An 18,170-nucleotide genomic window follows, 5' to 3' on the forward strand; every position below is an offset into this window, starting at 1 on the left:
CGCCGCGCCGTCACCGGGGCAGGGCGTCGAGCAGCCGACGCAGCGCCTGCGCGTACCCGTCGGGACGGGCACCGAGGCGGGCGAAGCTGCTCAGCGTCACGGTGTAGGCGCCGCCGGCGCCGACCAGCACCGCCTCGGCGCCGATGTCCTTGACGGCCAGGTAACCCTTCGCGCCGTTCCCGATCTCCGTCACCGTCGAATAGATCTGCCCGGCCTGCTGGCGCTGGTAGTCGTAGGTGCCCTCGCCGGTCGACCGGGAGGCCGTGGTCACGGTGAGCTGGGCCACCCCCTTGCCGTCGCCGAAGCTGCACGTGCCCTGGTCCACCATGGACTCACCGACGAACTCGGAGACCTGTGCCGCGGTGAACGGGCAGGGCGGGCGTACCGTGTCGGCCGCGTCGACGGGCAGGTCGACGTCGGTGTCCGCGTCCGCGCCCGCTCCCGTGTCCGGCGCCGGTGGAGCCGCGGTGCCGCCGTCGCCGCATCCGGTCAACGCGAGCACCACCACGCAGAGCGCGGGCAGGATCTGTCGCCGCACGTGTCCTGCTCCCTTCTTCGGCCGACCACTGACTGTCTCGACGCTACGGTCGGCGGACCGGGAAGGAATCCGGTGTTTCCCTAGCTTTCGACGCCCGCCGCCGACGTCCGGGTGCCGGTCGCCGTGCGGGCGAGAGCGGCACCGAGCTCGGCCCGCCGGGAGATGCCCAGCTTCCGATAGACCCGGGAGAGGTTCGTCTCGACCGTCTTCGGGCTGACGAACAACTCGTCGGCGATGGCCCGACTGGTGCGCCCCTGGGAGGCGAGCCGGGCCACGCGTTCCTCGGTCGCGGTGAGGTCCGACGGCGCGGGCGGACGCCCACCGAGCCGGGCGGCCTCGGCGCGGGCCCGTGCCGCGAACGCCGCCGCCCCCAACGCGTCGAACTCCGCCGCCGCGGCCTGCAACGCCTCCCGGGCCTGCCGCTTGCGGCGCGACCGGCGGTGCACCACCCCGGCGACCAGCAGACACCGGGCGCGGTCCAGCGGCAGGACGTCGGGCGGCACCGTGGCCCGCGCGCTGTCGATCTCCGCCAGCGCGGCCGACGGGTCGACCCCACCGGCGCTGTCCACCAGGGCCCGGCTGCGCGCCAACCCGAGCAGCGTCCAGGGGCGCGGCAGCCGCCGGTGTCGCTGCGCCAGCCGCGCCAGCGTCGCCGCTGCGGTGACCAGGTCGCCGACCCCGACACACGCCTCGATCCAGTCCGGCTCGAAGCGTTGGGCCAGCGGCTCGGTCAGGCCCATCCGGTCGAACACCGCGGCGAGCCGCCGGAACCCGGCGGCGGCGTCGGCCGTCCGCCCGGCACTGAGCGCGACGAACGCACCCAGGTGCAGGTGGATCCGGCGGCACCAGTCGTCGTCGAGTTCCTCGCCGAGCCGGGTGCCGGCCTCCGCCACCCGGGCCGCCGCGTCGAGCCGGCCCCGCATCGCGTCGAGGAACGCGGCCAGCCAGGTCTCGGCGGTGAGTTCGGTGCCCAGCAACTCACCGAGCTCGCGGGCCGCCGCGATGTGCCGCTCCGCCGCCGCCCAGCGTCCGGCCAGCAGCTCGGTCTCGCCGAGGTGTTTGAGCAACTCGTGCTGGGACGGCTCGTCCCCGCGTGCGGTGGCCCGGTCCAGCAGCCCGGCCAGGCGCTGTCGGGCCCGGTCCAGGTCGTCGATGCCCTTCCACCAGACCGCCGGGATCGTGCCGGCCAGCCAGGACGGCTCCGCACCCTCCATGGCCAGCGCCCGGTCGAGCAGTTCGACGCGGGGCGGCACTCCGGCGCGTACCTCGTTGAAGAAGAGGTTCATCAGGGCGGCGGCCAGCAGCGGACGGTCACCGCCGGGCCCGGTGAGCAGCCCGACCGCCGCCTCGGCGTGCGTGCGGGCCGGATCCGGCAGGTCGACGAAGAGTGCCAGGTGGGCGTGGATCCGGCCGGACAGGGGAGAGCCGGGTCGGGTCGCGGTCAGTGCCCGCGTCGCGGCCTCGACGGCGGTGCCGCCCGGCTCGTCGGCGCTCCACGCCACCACGGCCCGCAGCAGCAGCGCCTCGGCACGGACGTCGCCGCCGAACCCGTCGGCCACCGCCTCGGCGGCGAGTCGGGCACCCGGATGGTCACCGCAGTCGAACCGGCACCGGGCCGCCGCCAGCCGTCGCCGCCCCTGGGCCTCCCGGTCGTCCGCCGGAGTGAGCCGCGCCGAGGACTCGTAGAGCGTCACCGCCGCCTCCGGCGCGCCGCGCGCGTGCTGCCGTGCCGCAGCCGCCGCCAGGGCGTCGGCCACCACCGGGTCGGGCGTGGTGGTGCAGAGCGCCAGGTGCCGGACCCGCTCGTCCGGATCGGCCACCACCTGGGCCAGCCGGCGGTGCAGGGCACGCCGGACGCCGGGCGGGATGCCCGTGCGGACCGCCGCCGCGTACACCGGGTGGGTGAACTCGACCCGCTGCGGTGTCACCACCAGCAGCCCCGCCTCCTCGGCGGCGTCGAACGCGCCGGGACCGACGCCGGCGGCGGCCAGATCCCCGAGCAGCGGTACGCCGAGCAGAGCGGTCAACCGCACCGCGTCCCGGCAGCGGGGCGGCAGCCCGGCGAGGACGTCGTCGAGGAGATGGTGCATGGAGGCGGCCACCGGCAGGTCCTGCCCCGGCTCGGGCGGCCGCGGCAGGCGCTGCACCGCACGGGCCACCTCGATGGCGACCAGCGGGTTGCCGGCGGCCTCGCGGGCGATCCGGGCGAGCAGCGGACGGCTCAGCGGGGCACCGATCCGGTCCCGCAGCACGTGGTGCAGCGCGGCCACGTCGAGCGGGGCCAGGGCCAACCGCGTCAACCGCCGGGGACCGGTGTCGAGCCCGAGCGGAGCCGGCCGGGGCGCCGGCCCACCGGGAACGCGGCAACTCACCAGCGTGGCCGGCACCGGGTCGAGTCGGCGCAGCGCGAACCGCAGCGCGCGTTCGCTCGGCCGGTCCAACCAGGGCGCGTCGTCCACGGCGACCAGCACCGGCCGACCGGCGGCGAGCGCCGCCTCCAGCAGCGTCCGGGTCGCCGCGCCGACCACGCGTTCGTCGAACGTCTCGTCGCTGTCGCCGGTGAGCAGCACCACCTCGGCGGCGACCCGCTGCGGACGCGGCAGGTCCACCACCAGGTCGGCCAGCGGGCGGAGCAGGTCGGCGAGCGCGGCGAACGGCAGGTCGGTCTCGCACTCGGTCGGCGCGCAGGTGAGCACCGACCATCCGGCCCGGGTCGCCTCGGTGACCAGGGCCCGCAGCAGGGTCGTCTTGCCGATCCCGGCCGGACCTTCCAACAGCACCGGGCCGGGCTCGCCCAGCGTGCGCCAGGCCAGGTCGAACAGGTCGTCCCGGCCGACGAGCGAACGCGGCATGTGGCGATTGTGGCACCGGCCGGCGTCGATGGGCATCAGGCGCTCGGCGCGCCGGGGCGGTCGGTCGGCCGGGGTCCGTTCAGGCGTGTGGCGTCCGGCTCGGCGGGATGCCACAGGCGGTTCGTGCGTCGCGTCGGCCGGTGCTCGATCGTTGCCGAAGACGGGAGGCGTCGTCGTCGGCCGGCGCACCACGCCTCCGGGCGTGCGGTGCACGCGGCTGGATGATCACGATGGGTGTCCGAAGGAGAGGTAGCGGCACGACGTACGCCGGAGAGGGGTGGGGTGTTGGAGGGTAGTGATCCGACTGACGTCGTCCGCCGGGCGACGGCTGAAGCGCTCCGGCGGATCGCCGGGGAGACGGTCCTGATCGGCATCGTGGGGAGCCGGCTGGGGGCACTGGGGGACGGCCTGCGGGACGTCCTGCGCGCGGCGCTCGTGACGCAGCGGGTGGCGGCGCCGCTGCGGCTGATCGGGCTGTGTCGCGAACTCGACCTCGGGCCCGACGCGTTCGACCTGCTGGGACACCATCTGCTGGGAGCGCTGGTCGGGCACCGGCCCGGACCGGACGCACTGGTACGCGCCGGCGGTGCGCTGGGGTTGGCGCGACGGGAACTCTTCGTCCCCCACGGTGCGGAGTCGGACGACACGGTCCGGGTGCTCCGTCCGCACACCGGTCGCGGCAACAGCGCGAACGCCCGCTACCGCGCGACGAAACCGCCGGAGCACCTGCCCTCGCCGCCCGCCTGGACCTGCACCGGCTGCGGCCAGGAATGGCCGTGCCCGGTCAAGCAGAGCCAGTTGCTGGCGGAGTTCGGGGGAGCGCGGGCCGCGCTCGCGGTCTATCTGGGGTCGTGTCTGCTCGCGGCCGCCCGGGATCTGCCCGGGTTACCGCCGGCCCACGCCCGAGACCGGTTCCTCGGCTGGTTGCCGCGCCGACCGTGCTGAGCACGGTCACCGGTCGGGCCGGAGCGGAGACATTCCCGCACCGACCCGACCGGGTCTCTCAACGTGCGGTGGGCTCGGGCGCGGTGCCGTTGGCCGCGACGACCGGGTGCCCGGCCTCGTCCTCGGCGGGCGGTCCGGCGAACCAGTCGATGCCGCCCTTTCCGCCGGCCGCGACCACTGCCGCCGCCCGCGCCACCGGGTCGGTCAACGCCGACGGGTCGGACTGCGTCGGCCCAGGGCCGGACCGGCCGGCGTCCGGGCCGCCGCCGGAGGCGACGCCCTCGGCTCCGGTCGGGGAGGCGGTGCCCTCCGAGCCCTGGGAGGACGTGTCCGCCGGGCCATCGGCGGAGCTGCCCGCCGGGCTGCTCTCCGCGCCGGCCTCGGCACGGGCAGCGTCCGAGCCCGCGCCGGAGCGGGGAGCGTCGGTGCCGGCACGAAGATCGCCCGCGCCGGGACGGTGGGCGTCCGCGCCCGGACGCAGAGTGTGCGGACCGGCGGTGGTGCCGTCCTGGCCCGAGGCGACGGCACCGTTGGCCACCGGCCGCGCCGGACCGCCGTACTCGGCACCGGCCGCCTCGGCGCGACCGTCCCCGTTCCCGGTCGACGGCTGCGCGCCGGTCGCCGGGGCCGGCTCGCCGTTGACCCGGGCGGCCGGGCGGGCACCCACCATCGGGTACTCGGCGGTCTCGGTGCCGCCGGCCGCCGCTGCCATGACCGCCGCCGCCGCCAGGTCGGCGACCCGCTTGGCCTCCCGCTGCACCCGCGCTCGGGTCTCCTTGGCGTGCCGCTCGGCCGCCTCGACGGCCCGGCGCACCTCCTCCAGCCGCTGAGTCTCCGCCGCGAGGTCGCGTCCGGTCTCCTCCAACTGCTGGCGCAGCCGGGTCAGCTCGGCGTCGGTGGCGTCCCGGTCCCGCCGGGTCTCGTCGAGCTGCCCCCGGGCGCCGTCCAGTTCCTCCTGCAACCGGGCCAGCGCCTCCTGCTGCTCGCCGACCTGGAGCTGGACGGTGTGCAACTGCTCCTCGGCGGCGGCGGCCTGCTCGTCGCTGAACGTGCGGGTCTCGGCCGCCTGCTCGTCGGCGCGCTTACGGATCTCGGCGGAGTACTGCTGCGCGTCCGCGATCATCGAGCTGACCCGCTGCTCGGCGGCGGACCGCTGGGCGGCCAACTCGCGCTCGACCGACGCCCGCTGCTCGGCCAGGTCCTCCTCGGCGTTGGAGCGCCGCTCCGCGAGCTCCTCCTCCACGGTGGTCCGCCACTGGGTCAGTTCCTGCTGACTCTTGGACCGGGCCGCCTGGATCTCCTGGTGGATCTGGGTACGCGCGGACGTGGTGAGCGCCTCGGCCGCCGAGCGGGCCTGCTCGACCTGCTGGCGGCACTGCTCCCCGATGCGCTGCGCCTCCTGCTGGGCGCGCTCGTGCGCGGCCTCGCCCTCGGTCCGCAGCTTCTCGGCGCGTTCGCGGGTCTCGGCCAGTTCCGCCTCGGCCGTGGCGCGCTTCTCCTCGTACGTCCTGTCGTGCTCGGCCCGCCGGGAGGCCAGTTCCTCGTCGAGGTCGGCCAGCGCCTTGACGGTCCGCTCGCGCGCGTTGGCGAGCGTCTTCTCGGCCTCCGCCTGGAGCTTGGTGGCCCGCTGGGTGTGGGTGTCCACGATGGCCGTCGCCTGCTTCTCGGCGAGGTCCAGGATCTGGTCGACCATCGGGCCCAGGTCGCGGAAGGACGCCCGGTCCATCTGGGTCGGCCGCTGGCGTAGCTCGGTCACCTCGATCTGGAACGCCTGGAGCTTGCCGGTCAGGTCCCGTACGTGTGACGTGGCCCGGTCCCGGTCGGCGGCGACCGCGGCGATGCGGGCGTCGGCCTGCTCGACGTAGCGATCGACCTGCCGCTTGTCGTACCCCCGCATGGTGACCTCGAAGTTCGGCCGCGAGGCCAGGTCGTCGCGGGACGCGAACGGTTCCTCGCCGATGGACATGCCCATCCTCCGTACGATCGCGAGCGCCACACCGGCCGCCCGGCTGCGATGACGCGCAACGCTACCGCTGCTCGCGTTCGTCTGTCGTCCCACCCCGGTACCGATTACGCACCGGCTTGCGGGGTGCGCACGTCCCTCGGCCGCGCGGGCGGTCGGCGGGGTGTCCGAGTGGCCTGTCCCGGCGCTACGCCGGCCGGTTTTCATCGAGTCGCGTCGACCCGCGCCGGTGCGGTGACCGGCGTCAGGGGCCCCATCTTGACAGCGAGTTAGGTTAGGTTAGCCTAACCGCATGTCGAGCGCACTGGCGTCGGGTGACGTCGAGCAGAGCCTGCGTGGAGTCGATCTCCACCTGGGCTACCACGGCACGTCGGTGGTGCACGGTGCCGCGATCACGCTCCGCCCCGGTGCGGTGACGGCCCTGGTCGGGCCGAACGGCAGTGGTAAGTCCACCCTGTTGCGGGCGCTGGCCCGACTGCACCCGATCGACAGCGGCACGGTGCTCTTCGCCGACGGCTCCTCCGCCGCCGGTCTGCCCGCCAAGGAGTACGCCCGCCGCGTGACCCTGCTCGCGCAGAGCCGGCCGGTCCCCAACGGAGTCACGGTCCGTGACGTGGTCGGCTACGGTCGGCACCCGTACCGGGGACGCTGGCGCGCCGACGACCCGGACGGTCCCGCCGCGATCGGCCGGGCGATGGAGGTCACCGGGGTCACCGCGATGGCCGACCGGCCGGTGGACGAGCTGTCCGGCGGCGAGTTGCAGCGGGTCTGGCTGGCCACCTGTCTGGCCCAGGACACCCCGGTGCTGCTTCTCGACGAGCCGACCACCTTCCTCGACCTGCGCTATCAGGTCGAGATCCTCGACCTGATGCGTGACCTCGCCGACGACCACGGTGTCGCCGTCGGCGTGGTGCTGCACGACCTCAACCAGGCCGCCGCGGTGGCCGACGAGGTGGTGCTGCTGCACAGCGGCCGGGTCCGGGCCACCGGCACCCCCGCCGAGGTCTTCACCGAGCACGACCTGACCGATACCTACGGGATTCGGATCGAGGTCGTCGTCGACCCGCTCAGTGGTCTGGTCACCACCCGCCCGGTGGGCCGCCACCTCACCCGCGTCCCGGTCTGATCCCGGACCGACCCGAACAACCCATCCCGAGAAAGAACATCATGTCCCGTACCCGTGTCACGGCCCTGGTCGCCGCCGCCACCGTTCTGGTGCTGGCCGCCTGCGGCACCACCGAGAACACCTCTGATCCCGCCTCCACCCCCTCCGCCGCCGGCGGGCCGGTCACCCTGACCGACAGCCGGGGCAAGGAGATCACGCTCGACCAGCCCGCCACCAAGGTCGTCGGCCTGGAGTGGGGCGAGGTCGAGATGCTCGTCGGCCTCGGTGTCATGCCGGTCGGTGTCGCCGACCCCAAGGGCTACGCCACCTGGGTGACCGCCGCCAAGCTCGACGCGGACGTCAAGGACGTCGGCACCCGGGGCGAGCCGAGCGTCGACTCCATCGTCGCGCTGGAGCCGGACCTCGTGGTGATGACGGACGACCGTGGCGCCGGCACGATCGCGCAACTGGAGAAGTACGTCCCGGTCGTCGTCACCAAGGGCAGCGACGCCAAGGACAACATCGGCCGGATGCGCGCCGACCTGAACATGATCGCCGCTGCGGTCGGCAGGACCGCCGAGGCGGAGAAGCTGCTCGCCGACTTCGACACCGCGATCGCCGACGGCAAGAAGAAGATCGCCGACGCCGGTGCCGCCGGCAAGCCGTTCGCCATCGCCGACGGCTGGAAGGAAGGCAGCACGGTCAGCATCCGGATGTTCGGTCAGGGCGCGCTCGTCTCCCAGATCGGCATCCAGCTCGGCCTCACCAACGCCTGGCAGGGCGAGGTCGACGAGGCGTGGGGCCTGGGCCAGACCGACGTCGAGGGCATGACCGTGCTCAAGAGCCCGGACCTGCACTTCTTCTACAACGCCTCGGACGGCGTCGACGTCTTCGCCGACGGCCTCGCCGACAACGCCATCTGGAAGTCGCTGCCCTTCGTCCAGCAGGGCAACCTGCACCGGATGCCGGACGGCATCTGGACGTTCGGCGGGCCGCTCTCCGGCAAGCAGTACATCGACCAGTTCGTCAACACCTACGCGGTGTGACCACCCTGTCCGCACCCCCGCGTTCGGAGCCGGCCCTCGGGCCGGCTCCGGCCGGGCGCGTCTCGGCCCCCCGCGTCGTAGGGGCCTTCGTCGCCGCCATCGCGCTGCTGCTGGTGGTCGCCGGTGTCCACCTCACCCAGGGCACCTCCGCCGTCGGCGCGCTCGACCTGCTGCGGCTGCTCACCGGCGGCGACGACGAGACGGCCCGGGTGCTCGTCGCCTCCCGGGTGCCCCGACTGCTCGCCGGGCTGGCCATCGGTGTCGCCCTCGGCTTCGCCGGTGCGGCCCTCCAGTCGATCGCCCGCAACCCGCTGGCCTCGCCGGACACGCTCGCCGTCAACGCGGGCGCCCACCTGGCCATCGTCTCGGTCTCCGCGTTCGGCATCGCGCTGCCCGCGCTGCCCGCCGGTGGCCTCGCCTTCTGCGGCGGGCTCGCCGCCGCCGGCCTGGTGATGGCGATGTCCTCCGGCGGGCAGGCCGGCACCACCCGGCTCATCCTCGCCGGTTCGGCCACCGCCATGGCGCTCAGCTCGGTGACCATGCTGCTGCTCCTGCTCTTCGAGCAGGCCACCATCGGCCTGTTCGCCTGGGGCAACGGCTCGCTGGTGCAGAGCGACCTGAACGCGCTCACCCAACTCGCCCCGGTGCTCGGCATCGCCGTCGTGGCCCTGATGCTGCTCGGACACCGCCTCGACATCCTCGCCCTCGGCGACGACACCGCCACCGTGCTCGGCCTGGACGTACGCCGTACCCGGCTGATCGTCACGGTGCTGGCCGTCCTGCTCGCCGCCTCGGCGGTGACCCTCACCGGGCCGGTCGGCTTCGTGGGCCTGTGCGCGCCGGTGATCGTCCGGCTGCTCGGCTCGGTGGTGCCCGGGGTGCACCGGCACCGGGTGCTGCTGCCGCTCTCCGGCATCGCCGGAGTGATCATCGTGCTCGGCTCCGACGTGCTGCTGCGGGCCGTCATGGGTGGCCAGGCCGGGGTGGACATCCCCACCGGCGTGGTGACCACACTGCTCGGCGCGGCCGTGCTGATCTGGCTGGCCCGGCGGCACCGCGACGCCGGACCGACCCGCCGCCCGCCGGGCGGGCACGCGGCCGTACGCTCCGCAGGCTTCCACCGCACCGTGGTCGTCGTGGCGGCCACCGTCACCGCTGCGGCGGTGCTGCTCGGCATGCTCGCCGGGGACACCTGGGTGCTCGTCGGCGACATCGTCAACTGGTTCAACGGCACCACCGGGCCGGGGTACACGTTCGTGCTGGACCAGCGCTGGCCCCGGGTCGCCGCGGCGATGCTGGCCGGTGCGGCGCTGGCCGTGGCCGGCACCACCGTGCAGGCGGTCTGCCGCAACCCGTTGGCCGAGCCCGGCATCCTCGGCATCACCGCCGGAGCCGGCCTGGGCGCGGTCTCACTGCTCACCTTCGTGCCGCTGGCCGGGGTGTGGGCCGTCTCCGGGGTGGCCGGGCTGGGCGCGATGCTCGCCTTCGCCCTGGTCTACGGCGCGGCGTGGCGCGGCGGGCTCAGCTCCGACCGGCTGGTCCTGATCGGATTCGGGGCCTGGCAGGGCGGCATGGCGCTGATCACCTTCATGATCGTGGCCTTCGACCCGTGGAACACCGGCAAGGCGCTCACCTGGCTCTCCGGCTCCACCTACGGGCGTACCGCCACGCAGGTGCTGCCGGTGGTGATCGCGCTGCTGGTGCTCACCCCGGCGGTGGTCGCCGCCCGCCGCGAGCTGGACCTGATGACGCTGGACGACGACACTCCCCGGGTGCTCGGCGTCCGGCTGGAACGCACCCGGCTGATCGCGCTCGGCGCGGCGGCGCTGCTCACCTCGACCGCCGTCTCGGCCGTCGGTGTGATCGGCTTCGTCGGCCTGGTCGCCCCGCACGCGGCCCGCGCGCTCGTCGGCGGCCGGCACAGCCGGGTGCTCCCGGTCGCCGCGCTGCTCGGCGCGGCACTGGTCAGCCTCGCCGACACCCTCGGCCGCACCGTGATCGCCCCGGCACAGATCCCCGCCGGTCTGGTCACCGCCATGATCGGTACCCCGTACTTCGTCTGGCTGCTGTGGCGTTCCCGCGCCGCCGCGCCCCGATCCCGGTGACGCGCCGCCGCGCCACCGGTCCGCACCAGAGAGGCACCATGACCAACACCCTGCCGATCACGCCCTGGCGGTTGTTCGCCGTCGAGGTCCGCGCGGTACGCCGGCTCAGCCCCTCCTTCGTCCGGGTCACCTTCACCGGCCCCGACCTGGACCGTTTCGCCGACAACGGCTACGACCAGCGGATCAAGCTGGCGTTGCCGTTGCCCGGTCAGCGTGGGGCGGACCTGCCGCAGGGGCCGGACTGGTACGCGCAGTGGCGGGCCCTGCCCGAGCCGCTGCGCAACCCGATCCGCACCTACACCGCGCGGGCGGTCCGGCCCCACCTCAACGAGGTGGACGTCGACCTGGTGCTGCACGGCGACTCCGGCCCGGCGACCCGGTGGGCGCGGCGGGTACGCCCCGGCGACGAGATCGCCATCGCCGGCCCGGACGCCGGGTACGACGGCGACCACGGTGGACGGGAGTTCCGACCCCCGTCCACCGGTCGCCTGCTGCTCGCCGGGGACGAGACGGCGGTGCCGGCGATCGGCGGGATCTGCGAGCGGCTGCCGTCCGACGCCCGGGGCCGGGTGCTGCTGGAGGTGCCGTCGACGGCGGACGTGCTGCCGCTGGTGGCGCCGCCCGGCGTCGAGGTGACCTGGCTGCCGCGCGACGGCGACCCGTACGGCGCCCGGTTGGTCCCCGCCGTGGCGGAGGCCGCCGAGGAGCTGCTGGGCCGGGCGCTGCCGGTCGGGGCGGGCGTGTCGGGGGCGTACGCGTCCGGCGGTCAGCTCGTCGACGACGTGGACGTGGACCGCGCGATCCTCTGGGAGGTGCCCGACGCCCTGCCGTCCACGCCGCTGTACGCGTGGCTGGCGGGGGAGGCGGGTGTCATCCGTACCCTGCGCCGGCACCTGGTCGCCGAGTGCGGCCTGGACCGGCGGGCGGTGGCCTTCATGGGCTACTGGCGGCACGGCCGCGCCGACCCCTCCAGCTGAACCCGGGCGGCGCGGCGGTCAGGCCAGCGGGTGCGAGATGCCCCGGGCGTGGTCGGTCAGGGCCGCACCGACCACCGTCGCCTCCAGCGGCAGGACCTCCAGGCAGCGGCGGACCGCGATCGCCATCAGCGTGTTCGGCACCCGCATGGAGAGCGTGCAGTGCGGCACCCAGTGGCCCGGCCGGTAGTGCTCGACCAGCTCGACCCCGGCACCGGTGAGCCGGTCGTGCACCAGCCGGTGGTGCGTCAGCAGCTCCGTGGTGGGTGTCGGGCCCAGCCAGAGCACCCGGCCGACGAACTGGCCGGCGTGCTGGAACGACAGCCGCAGCGGCGCCGCCACGACGGTCCCGGCCAGCGCCGCCGCCACCTGCTCCGGGTCGAGACGGGGCGCGACCGCCAGCGAGACGTGCGGCCGGTGCCGCTGCTCCAACAGGGACCGCAGGCTCTGCACCCCCTCGGCCTCCAGGGCGTCCCAGAGCACCCGGATGCGGCGGGTGGCGACGGTGTCCAGATAGAGCTCCAGCGCGGCGACCACATGATCACTGTAGGCGGACCGTCCCTCACGGCACGATGACCGCCCGACCCTCCAGCGTGCCGTCCTGCATCCGGCGGTACGCGTCCATCGCGTCCTCCAGGCCGAACGTGGTGGTCTTCGGACGGACCAGTCCGCGTGCCCCCAGGTCGAGCACCTCGATCAGCTCCGGCCGGCTGCCCCAGTACGTGGTCTGCACACTGGCCTCGTACGGGACCGTGAAGAAGCCCACGGTCAGCGAGCCGCCGCCGATACCCACGACGGTCAGGTCGCCGACGGTCCGCACCACCGAGACGGCGAGCTTCAGGGTGGGGTCCGCCCCGACGAAGTCGAGCACCACGTCGGCGCCCCGGCCTCCGGTGATCGTCCGGATCTCGTCGGCGGTGCCCGCACCGGAGCGCAGCGTCAGGTCCGCGCCGCACTCCTGCGCGAGCCGCAGCGCCTCGTCCCGGGTGTCCACCGCGACCACCCGGGTCGCGGTGGTGGCCTTGAGGATCTGCACCCCCACGTGCCCCAGACCGCCTACGCCGATCACCACCGCCGTACTGCCCGGCACCAGCTTCGGCCAGGACCGGCGGATCGCGTGGTACGGCGTCAGCCCCGCATCGGTCAACGGTGCCGCCTGCGCCGGGTCCAGCCCGTCCGGCAGCGGCACCACGAGCCGGGCGGCGGGCACCAACTCGTACTCGGCCATGCCGCCGTCCAGACCCAGACCACCGCCGCCACCGGGCACCGGCGCGGCGGCCGGGTTCTCGCAGTAGTTCTCGGCGCCGACCCGGCAGCGGGCGCAGGTCCCGCAGCCCCACGGCCCGTACACCGCGACCGGCTGACCCACCTCCAACCCGGTCACCCCGGCACCGAGGGCGTGCACCCAGCCGGCGTTCTCGTGCCCCAGCACGAACGGCGGCCCCCACGGCAGGGTGTCCGAGTCGAAGTCGTGCATCAGGTGCAGATCGGAGTGGCAGGCACCGGCACCACCGATCTTCACCACCACCTGACCGGGGCCGGGCGTCGGCTCGTCGATCTCGACCAGTTCCGGCTCGCTCTTCCAGGCGGGCAGCCTCAGCGCGCGCATCTGTCGCCTCCTTCGTCCACCGGCTGCCTCCCCGGCGCGCGCCGGAACAAACCCGAGGACGAACGCGCGCCCCACCGGCTTGCCGAGCGGTCCGTGCCGTCCTGACCGGACGCTCCGGTGCCCGCCGCGTCGGCGACGGGCACCGGGACGCGGTGCGGTACTCAGCCGTGCCAGGACCCTTCGGTGTGCATGCCGGTCGCCTCTTCCAGCGCGTTGTCCGGCAGATCCTCGCCGGCCACGTCGTCCGGGAACGGCCGCCTCGGCGGCGCCGGGTCCGGAGGTGCGCCCGGTCCGGCCTCGGGCGTACGGGTCGGCTCCACCGACCCGAACCCGTGCCGACCCTCGGGCCACTGCCCGGCCCCGTCCGCCGCCCGCCGTTCGCCCCGCCGTCCCTCGGGCACCGCGGTCTCCTCGCTGCCCTCGTCCATCGGCGAGTGCTCGCCGGCACCCCACGGCGGGTCGGCGTCGAAGCCGTCGGTGGTGCCCCAGGGCGCGACGCTCCCCGGTCCCCGGTCCTGCCTGTCCCTGTCGGTCATGGCCACCTCGCCTGTCGGTACGCCCGGCGGTCGCGGTCGGAACGCGCGTCGTGCCGGTGGGCCGTCAGCGGCCGTTCATGGCCATGTGCCGCCGGACCGCGTGCATCGCCGCCATCCCGCCGGCACCCTTGCCTATCCGGCCCGGCGCGTGCGCCAGGCCGTTCGCCCGGCCGAAGATGCCGCGCAGCACCTGGCCGGGCTTCTGCTGCTCACCCATGTACGCGGTGACCACGATCAGCGCGCCGGTCAGCGCCGGGATGGCCCACTGGAGCATCCGCAACTGGCGCTGGCTGGCGGCCACGTGCGCCGGGGTCTGCCCGTTGGGCTCGGTGACGCCCTGCACCGACGGCGCACCGGCCTTGGCCAGACGCATGCCGAGCAGCCGGCTGTAGCCGGTCACCGCCAGCGCGCCGACGGTCAGCGCGGTCTTCACCGCGCTGGCCCGGCCGACGCCCCGCTGGGCGGCCATCCGCGGGCTCTCGGTCACCAGTTCACCGACCGCGCCGGCCAGGTGCGCGCCGATCGCGGCGGCGTTGACCGGCGTCCACCGGGTCCAGCCGGTCGAGGCCGTCGGAAGTCGTTTGGTCGAGTCGTCGATGCGGGCCGCGGCGCCGTTGACGCCGAACGCTCCCATCAGGGAGCCGCCGAACCAGGCCGCCAGGCCCAGGTCGTGCATCGAACGTAGTGCGGTGTGGTTGTCAGACATCAGGTCCCCCTCCGCCGTGTCGGGCGCAGCGGCTTACCCCGGTCCGCACCGGCTAATCCACGCCGGAGGGGGCCGCCCCGACGCGCGGGTGGTCGCGTCGGGACGGCCCCTGGTGGTGACTCAGGAGACGCTGATCGTGCCGTTCGAGGCGCGTACGCAGGCCACCGAGCGGGCGGCGGTGGTGGACGCCCCGGTCAGGCACTGGCCGAGCACCTGGTGCCCGGCGGCGTTCGGGTGCCACGACTCCTGGCAGGTCTGGAAGTGGGTCACGCAGGTGTTGGCGATCCGCTGGATGGCGATCTTGTCCTTGCCGGAGAGGCTGGTGACGAAGGTGCCGTTGGGCGGGTTGTCCTGCAACCGGATCGGAGTGGCGAGGGTGCCGGTCGGGCTGTTGGTCCGCTCGCAGAGCCGGGCGCCGTCGAAGGCCCGTTGCACGTTGAGATAGACCAGGTCGGCGCCGGGGAACTCGGCGGCCAGCGTGCTCCGGGTGGAGCCGACGATGGTGCCGAGGCCCTGCGAGAAGCGGTGCCCGGGAGCCAGGCTGGCGCGGTGGATCGGGCAGCCGGCCGCGTACCGCTCGGCACCCAGCGCGCGGAACTTGTCCCGCGTGTCGTCCCGGCTGTCCTCGGAGTGGTACCCGGCCTCCAGCTCCAGCGGCAGCGGGTTGGTGTAGTCCTGCAGCACCACCCGGTGCTGGCCGTCGGCGTCCACCTCGCGCAGCGTGGTCAGGATCTGCCGTACGGCGGCGGTGGTCTCGGCGGTGGCGGCGCTGAGCTGCGCCGGGGTCGCCAGGTCGGCGTCGGTGCACGGCTTCTGCTCCACCGGCCCGTTCAGGTACGCCCAGAACTCCCACCAGCCCGTCCAGGCGTCCGCGATGAACCGGTTGGCGCACTTCTCGGCGACCCCGCCGAAGGTGAAGGAGCTGTTGTTGGAGCCGAGGCCGATCAGCACCAGGTCGATGTCGTGGGTCTGGGCGACCGTGCGGAGCTGGTCGAGCTGCGCGGCGACCTGACGCCCGTTGGTGCGGGCCGACGAGGCGGCGGCGATGTCGTGCGGCTGGCCGCCGGAGCAGGCCAGGTTGAACCGGGCCTGGATGCCGGGCAGCGACGCCTGGTGCAGCGAGGCGTTGCCGGAGCGGTGGCAGAAGAAGGCGTCACTGTTCGGCGCGGTCCACCCCGGGAATCCGCGCGCGACGCCGGTCGAGTCGACCACAGGCTGGTAGGCCCCGGCCCCTTCGCCGCTGATGAAGCTGTCGCCGAGGGCGACCGCCGCGGTGGGTAGGGCCGCCGCGGCGGGGGCGGACGCGGCGACGGTGGTGGTGAGGGCCGCTGTGGCGATGGCCAGGGCCAACGCGGCGGTACGACGCAACCCGGACATGGCTTCCCCATCCGTTCATGGAAATATGAAAGATCCTCTTGAGCGGTGATGACATCACGCGGGTGTGACGCACGTCAACCATGGGAAACATGAGTGGCACCGGGACGCCAGGGACGGCGTGGGCGGACCCCCCGGACCACCCGCACCGGCGGCCCGGGCATAACACCGGAGACCCGGACGTTGACCGCGGCAAGGTCCACCAGCAGCACCGCCACGCGGCGTGCCGCGTGGGTGTCCGCTCGGCTTGTCGGGGCGTGCGGCTACGCTCGCTGCGGCGTGCCCGCGCCGGGCCGACCGCCGACGGTGCGGTGCAGCACATCGCCGAGACCGGGGAGTACGACCAGTTGACCGCAGAGCCTGAGACCCTGTACGGGGCCGACGACCTCACCCACCTCGAGGGGCTGGACGCCGTTCGCAAGCGTCCCGGCATGTACATCGGTTCCACCGACAGCCGTGGCGTGGGCCACCTCGTCAACGAGATCCTCGACAACTCCACCGACGAGGGTGTGGCCGGTCACGCCACGAAGGTCGAGGTCATCCTGCATGCCGACGGCTCGGTGCAGGTCGACGACGACGGGCGTGGCATCCCCACCGACGTGCACGCCCGCTCCGGCATCTCCGGCGTCGAACTGGTCCTCACCCGCCTGCACGCCGGCGGCAAGTTCGGCGGCTCCGGCTACAAGACCTCCGGCGGCCTGCACGGGGTCGGCGCCTCGGCGGTCAACGCGCTCTCCCGCCGCTTCGACGTCACCGTCCGCCGGGGCGGCAAGGTGCACACCATGTCGTTCCGGCACGGTGTGCCGGGCATCTTCGACGGCGACGGCCCGGACGCGTCCTTCACCCCCGGCCCGGGGCTCCAGGTCGTCGGCGGGGTCAAGCGCGGCCAGCGCACCGGCACCTCGATCCGCTACTGGCACGACCCCCGCTACTTCGAGACCGGCGCCGCCCTCGACCACGACGCGGTCCGGGCCAAGCTGCGCCACACCGCGTTCCTGGTCCCCGGCGTCAGCTACCTCCTGCGCGACCACACCGGCGAGCAGCCCACCGAGGAGCGGTTCCACTACCCGAACGGGCTCACCGACATGGTGGACTTCCTCGCCCCGACCGGTGACCGGCCGGTCTCCGGCACCCTGCTGGTCACCGGCGAGGGGACCTACCGCGAGAACGCCGCCGACGCCAACGGTGTGATGCAGTCCAACGTGCAGCGGCGCGCCGAGATCGAGGTGGCCTTCCGCTGGGGCACCGGATACGAGCGCACCGTCGAGTGCTTCACCAACACCATCCGCAACGCGCACGGCGGGACACACCGCAAGGGCTTCGAGCGGGCGCTGGCGCGTACGCTCGCCGACGCCGTCCGCAACACCCGGGGTCTGCTCAAGGCCAAGGAGGACGCGCCCACCCTGGACGACGTCCTGGAGGGCATGACCGCGGTGGTGCACGTGCGGGTGCCCGAGCCGCAGTTCACCTCGCAGACCAAGGACGAGCTCTCCACCGCCGGTGTGGTCAAGGTGGTGCAGGGGCTGGTCGAGCAGCACGTCAAGTCCTGGCTGGACGACCGCAGGACCAAGACCGAGGCGCGGACGGTCCTCCAGAAGATCGTCGACGCGGCCCGGGTGCGGCTGACCCAGAAGCAGCAGAAGGACGCCGCCCGGCGCAAGACCGCCCTGGAGGGCGCGTCCATGCCGCCCAAGCTGGTCGACTGCCGCGCCGCAGGTATTGACAGGAGTGAGCTTTTCATCGTCGAGGGCGACAGCGCATTGGGCACAGGGCGACTTGCCCGCTCTGCGGAGTATCAGGCGCTACTGCCGATCCGGGGCAAGATCCTGAACGTGCAGAAGGCCAACCTCCAGCAGGTGCTGGACAACGCCGAGTGCGCCGCGATCGTGCAGGTCCTCGGCGCGGGGTCGGGGCGTACCTTCGACCTGTCCTCGCTGCGGTACGGCCGGGTGCTCATCATGGCCGACGCGGACGTCGACGGCGCGCACATCCGGACGCTGCTGATCACCCTCTTCGCCCGCTACATGCGACCGTTGATCGAGTCGGGCCGGCTCTACGCCGCGATGCCGCCCCTGCACAAGATCACCACCAAGGGGCGCAACCCCGAGACCATCTACACCTACACCCAGGCGGAGATGGAGGCGACGGTCCGCAAGCTCGCCTCGGCCGGCAAGCAGATCGTCACCCCGGTGCCGCGCTTCAAGGGTCTCGGTGAGATGGACGCCGACGAGTTGTGGGAGACCACGATGAATCCGGCCACCCGGTCGGTACGCCGGATCACCATCGACGACGTCGACGCCGCCGAACGGATCCTCGACCTGCTGATGGGGGAGAAGGTCGAGCCGCGCCGCAACTGGCTGATCGACTCCGCCGACCGCGTCGACCGCGACGCCATCGACGCCTGACCACCGGGTTCT

General features: G+C 73.9%; 14 protein-coding genes. 6 read left to right on the forward strand and 8 right to left on the reverse strand.

Annotation, left to right across the window (positions count from 1 at the left end):
* Nucleotides 1-10: 10 nt before the first annotated feature.
* Together ABZ738_RS11455 and ABZ738_RS11460 are read right to left on the reverse strand one after the other, a co-directional pair.
* Nucleotides 11-538, reverse strand: a complete 528-nt coding sequence (locus tag ABZ738_RS11455; protein WP_357212530.1) for a hypothetical protein — start codon at nt 536-538, stop codon at nt 11-13.
* Between the two features lie 80 nt (nt 539-618).
* Complete coding sequence (locus tag ABZ738_RS11460) at nt 619-3,390, reverse strand: AAA family ATPase (protein WP_357212532.1); 2,772 nt, start codon at nt 3,388-3,390, stop codon at nt 619-621.
* A 282-nt stretch (nt 3,391-3,672) separates the two neighbouring features.
* Here ABZ738_RS11460 and ABZ738_RS11465 point away from each other — a divergent pair, with 282 nt between their 5' ends.
* The gene (locus ABZ738_RS11465) at nt 3,673-4,335 is read left to right on the forward strand and encodes a hypothetical protein (protein ID WP_254876764.1); all 663 of its coding nucleotides are present in this window, start codon (nt 3,673-3,675) and stop codon (nt 4,333-4,335) included.
* Nucleotides 4,336-4,393: 58 nt separating this feature from the next.
* Here ABZ738_RS11465 and ABZ738_RS11470 read toward each other — a convergent pair whose 3' ends face one another.
* Nucleotides 4,394-6,301: a hypothetical protein gene (locus ABZ738_RS11470; RefSeq protein ID WP_357212534.1), complete on the reverse strand. Its 1,908-nt coding sequence runs from the start codon at nt 6,299-6,301 to the stop codon at nt 4,394-4,396.
* Nucleotides 6,302-6,590: 289 nt separating this feature from the next.
* On the opposite strand from ABZ738_RS11470, the gene ABZ738_RS11475 reads away from it, so the two are divergent.
* Genes ABZ738_RS11475 through ABZ738_RS11490 form a run of 4 tightly spaced genes read left to right on the forward strand, consistent with a single transcriptional unit; the run spans nt 6,591 to nt 11,531 of the window.
* Nucleotides 6,591-7,424, forward strand: coding sequence for an ABC transporter ATP-binding protein (locus tag ABZ738_RS11475; RefSeq protein ID WP_357212536.1), 834 nt, complete (start codon nt 6,591-6,593; stop codon nt 7,422-7,424).
* A gap of 41 nt (nt 7,425-7,465) precedes the next feature.
* Entirely contained in the window at nt 7,466-8,449 is a 984-nt protein-coding gene (locus ABZ738_RS11480; protein WP_357212538.1) for an iron-siderophore ABC transporter substrate-binding protein, read from the forward strand.
* Nucleotides 8,446-10,554 carry an iron ABC transporter permease gene (locus ABZ738_RS11485; RefSeq protein WP_176093177.1) on the forward strand — a complete coding sequence of 703 codons (2,109 nt, stop codon included), beginning with the start codon at nt 8,446-8,448 and terminating at the stop codon, nt 10,552-10,554. The genes ABZ738_RS11480 and ABZ738_RS11485 overlap by 4 nt, the downstream gene beginning before the upstream one ends.
* A 38-nt stretch (nt 10,555-10,592) precedes the next feature.
* Nucleotides 10,593-11,531, forward strand: coding sequence for a siderophore-interacting protein (locus ABZ738_RS11490; protein WP_357212540.1), 939 nt, complete (start codon nt 10,593-10,595; stop codon nt 11,529-11,531).
* Nucleotides 11,532-11,549: 18 nt separating this feature from the next.
* Here ABZ738_RS11490 and ABZ738_RS11495 read toward each other — a convergent pair whose 3' ends face one another.
* The 5 genes from ABZ738_RS11495 to ABZ738_RS11515 form a co-directional block, all read right to left on the reverse strand.
* Complete coding sequence (locus ABZ738_RS11495; RefSeq protein WP_131053753.1) at nt 11,550-12,065, reverse strand: 2'-5' RNA ligase family protein; 516 nt, start codon at nt 12,063-12,065, stop codon at nt 11,550-11,552.
* Nucleotides 12,066-12,090: 25 nt separating this feature from the next.
* On the reverse strand, nt 12,091-13,137 hold the full coding sequence (locus ABZ738_RS11500; RefSeq protein ID WP_131053752.1) for an NAD(P)-dependent alcohol dehydrogenase: 1,047 nt from the start codon (nt 13,135-13,137) through the stop codon (nt 12,091-12,093).
* Between the two features lie 161 nt (nt 13,138-13,298).
* The gene (locus tag ABZ738_RS11505; protein ID WP_131053750.1) at nt 13,299-13,673 is read right to left on the reverse strand and encodes a hypothetical protein; all 375 of its coding nucleotides are present in this window, start codon (nt 13,671-13,673) and stop codon (nt 13,299-13,301) included.
* A 64-nt stretch (nt 13,674-13,737) separates the two neighbouring features.
* Nucleotides 13,738-14,379, reverse strand: coding sequence for a hypothetical protein (locus tag ABZ738_RS11510; RefSeq protein WP_357212543.1), 642 nt, complete (start codon nt 14,377-14,379; stop codon nt 13,738-13,740).
* A 120-nt stretch (nt 14,380-14,499) separates the two neighbouring features.
* Nucleotides 14,500-15,756, reverse strand: a complete 1,257-nt coding sequence (locus tag ABZ738_RS11515) for a hypothetical protein (protein ID WP_131053748.1) — start codon at nt 15,754-15,756, stop codon at nt 14,500-14,502.
* 344 nt (nt 15,757-16,100) lie between these two features.
* On the opposite strand from ABZ738_RS11515, the gene ABZ738_RS11520 reads away from it, so the two are divergent.
* Nucleotides 16,101-18,158, forward strand: coding sequence for a DNA topoisomerase IV subunit B (locus tag ABZ738_RS11520; protein WP_254877039.1), 2,058 nt, complete (start codon nt 16,101-16,103; stop codon nt 18,156-18,158).
* Nucleotides 18,159-18,170: the final 12 nt, after the last annotated feature.

Origin of the sequence: Micromonospora sp. NPDC047793 (assembly GCF_040642635.1) — a bacterium.
Taxonomy (GTDB): domain Bacteria; phylum Actinomycetota; class Actinomycetes; order Mycobacteriales; family Micromonosporaceae; genus Micromonospora.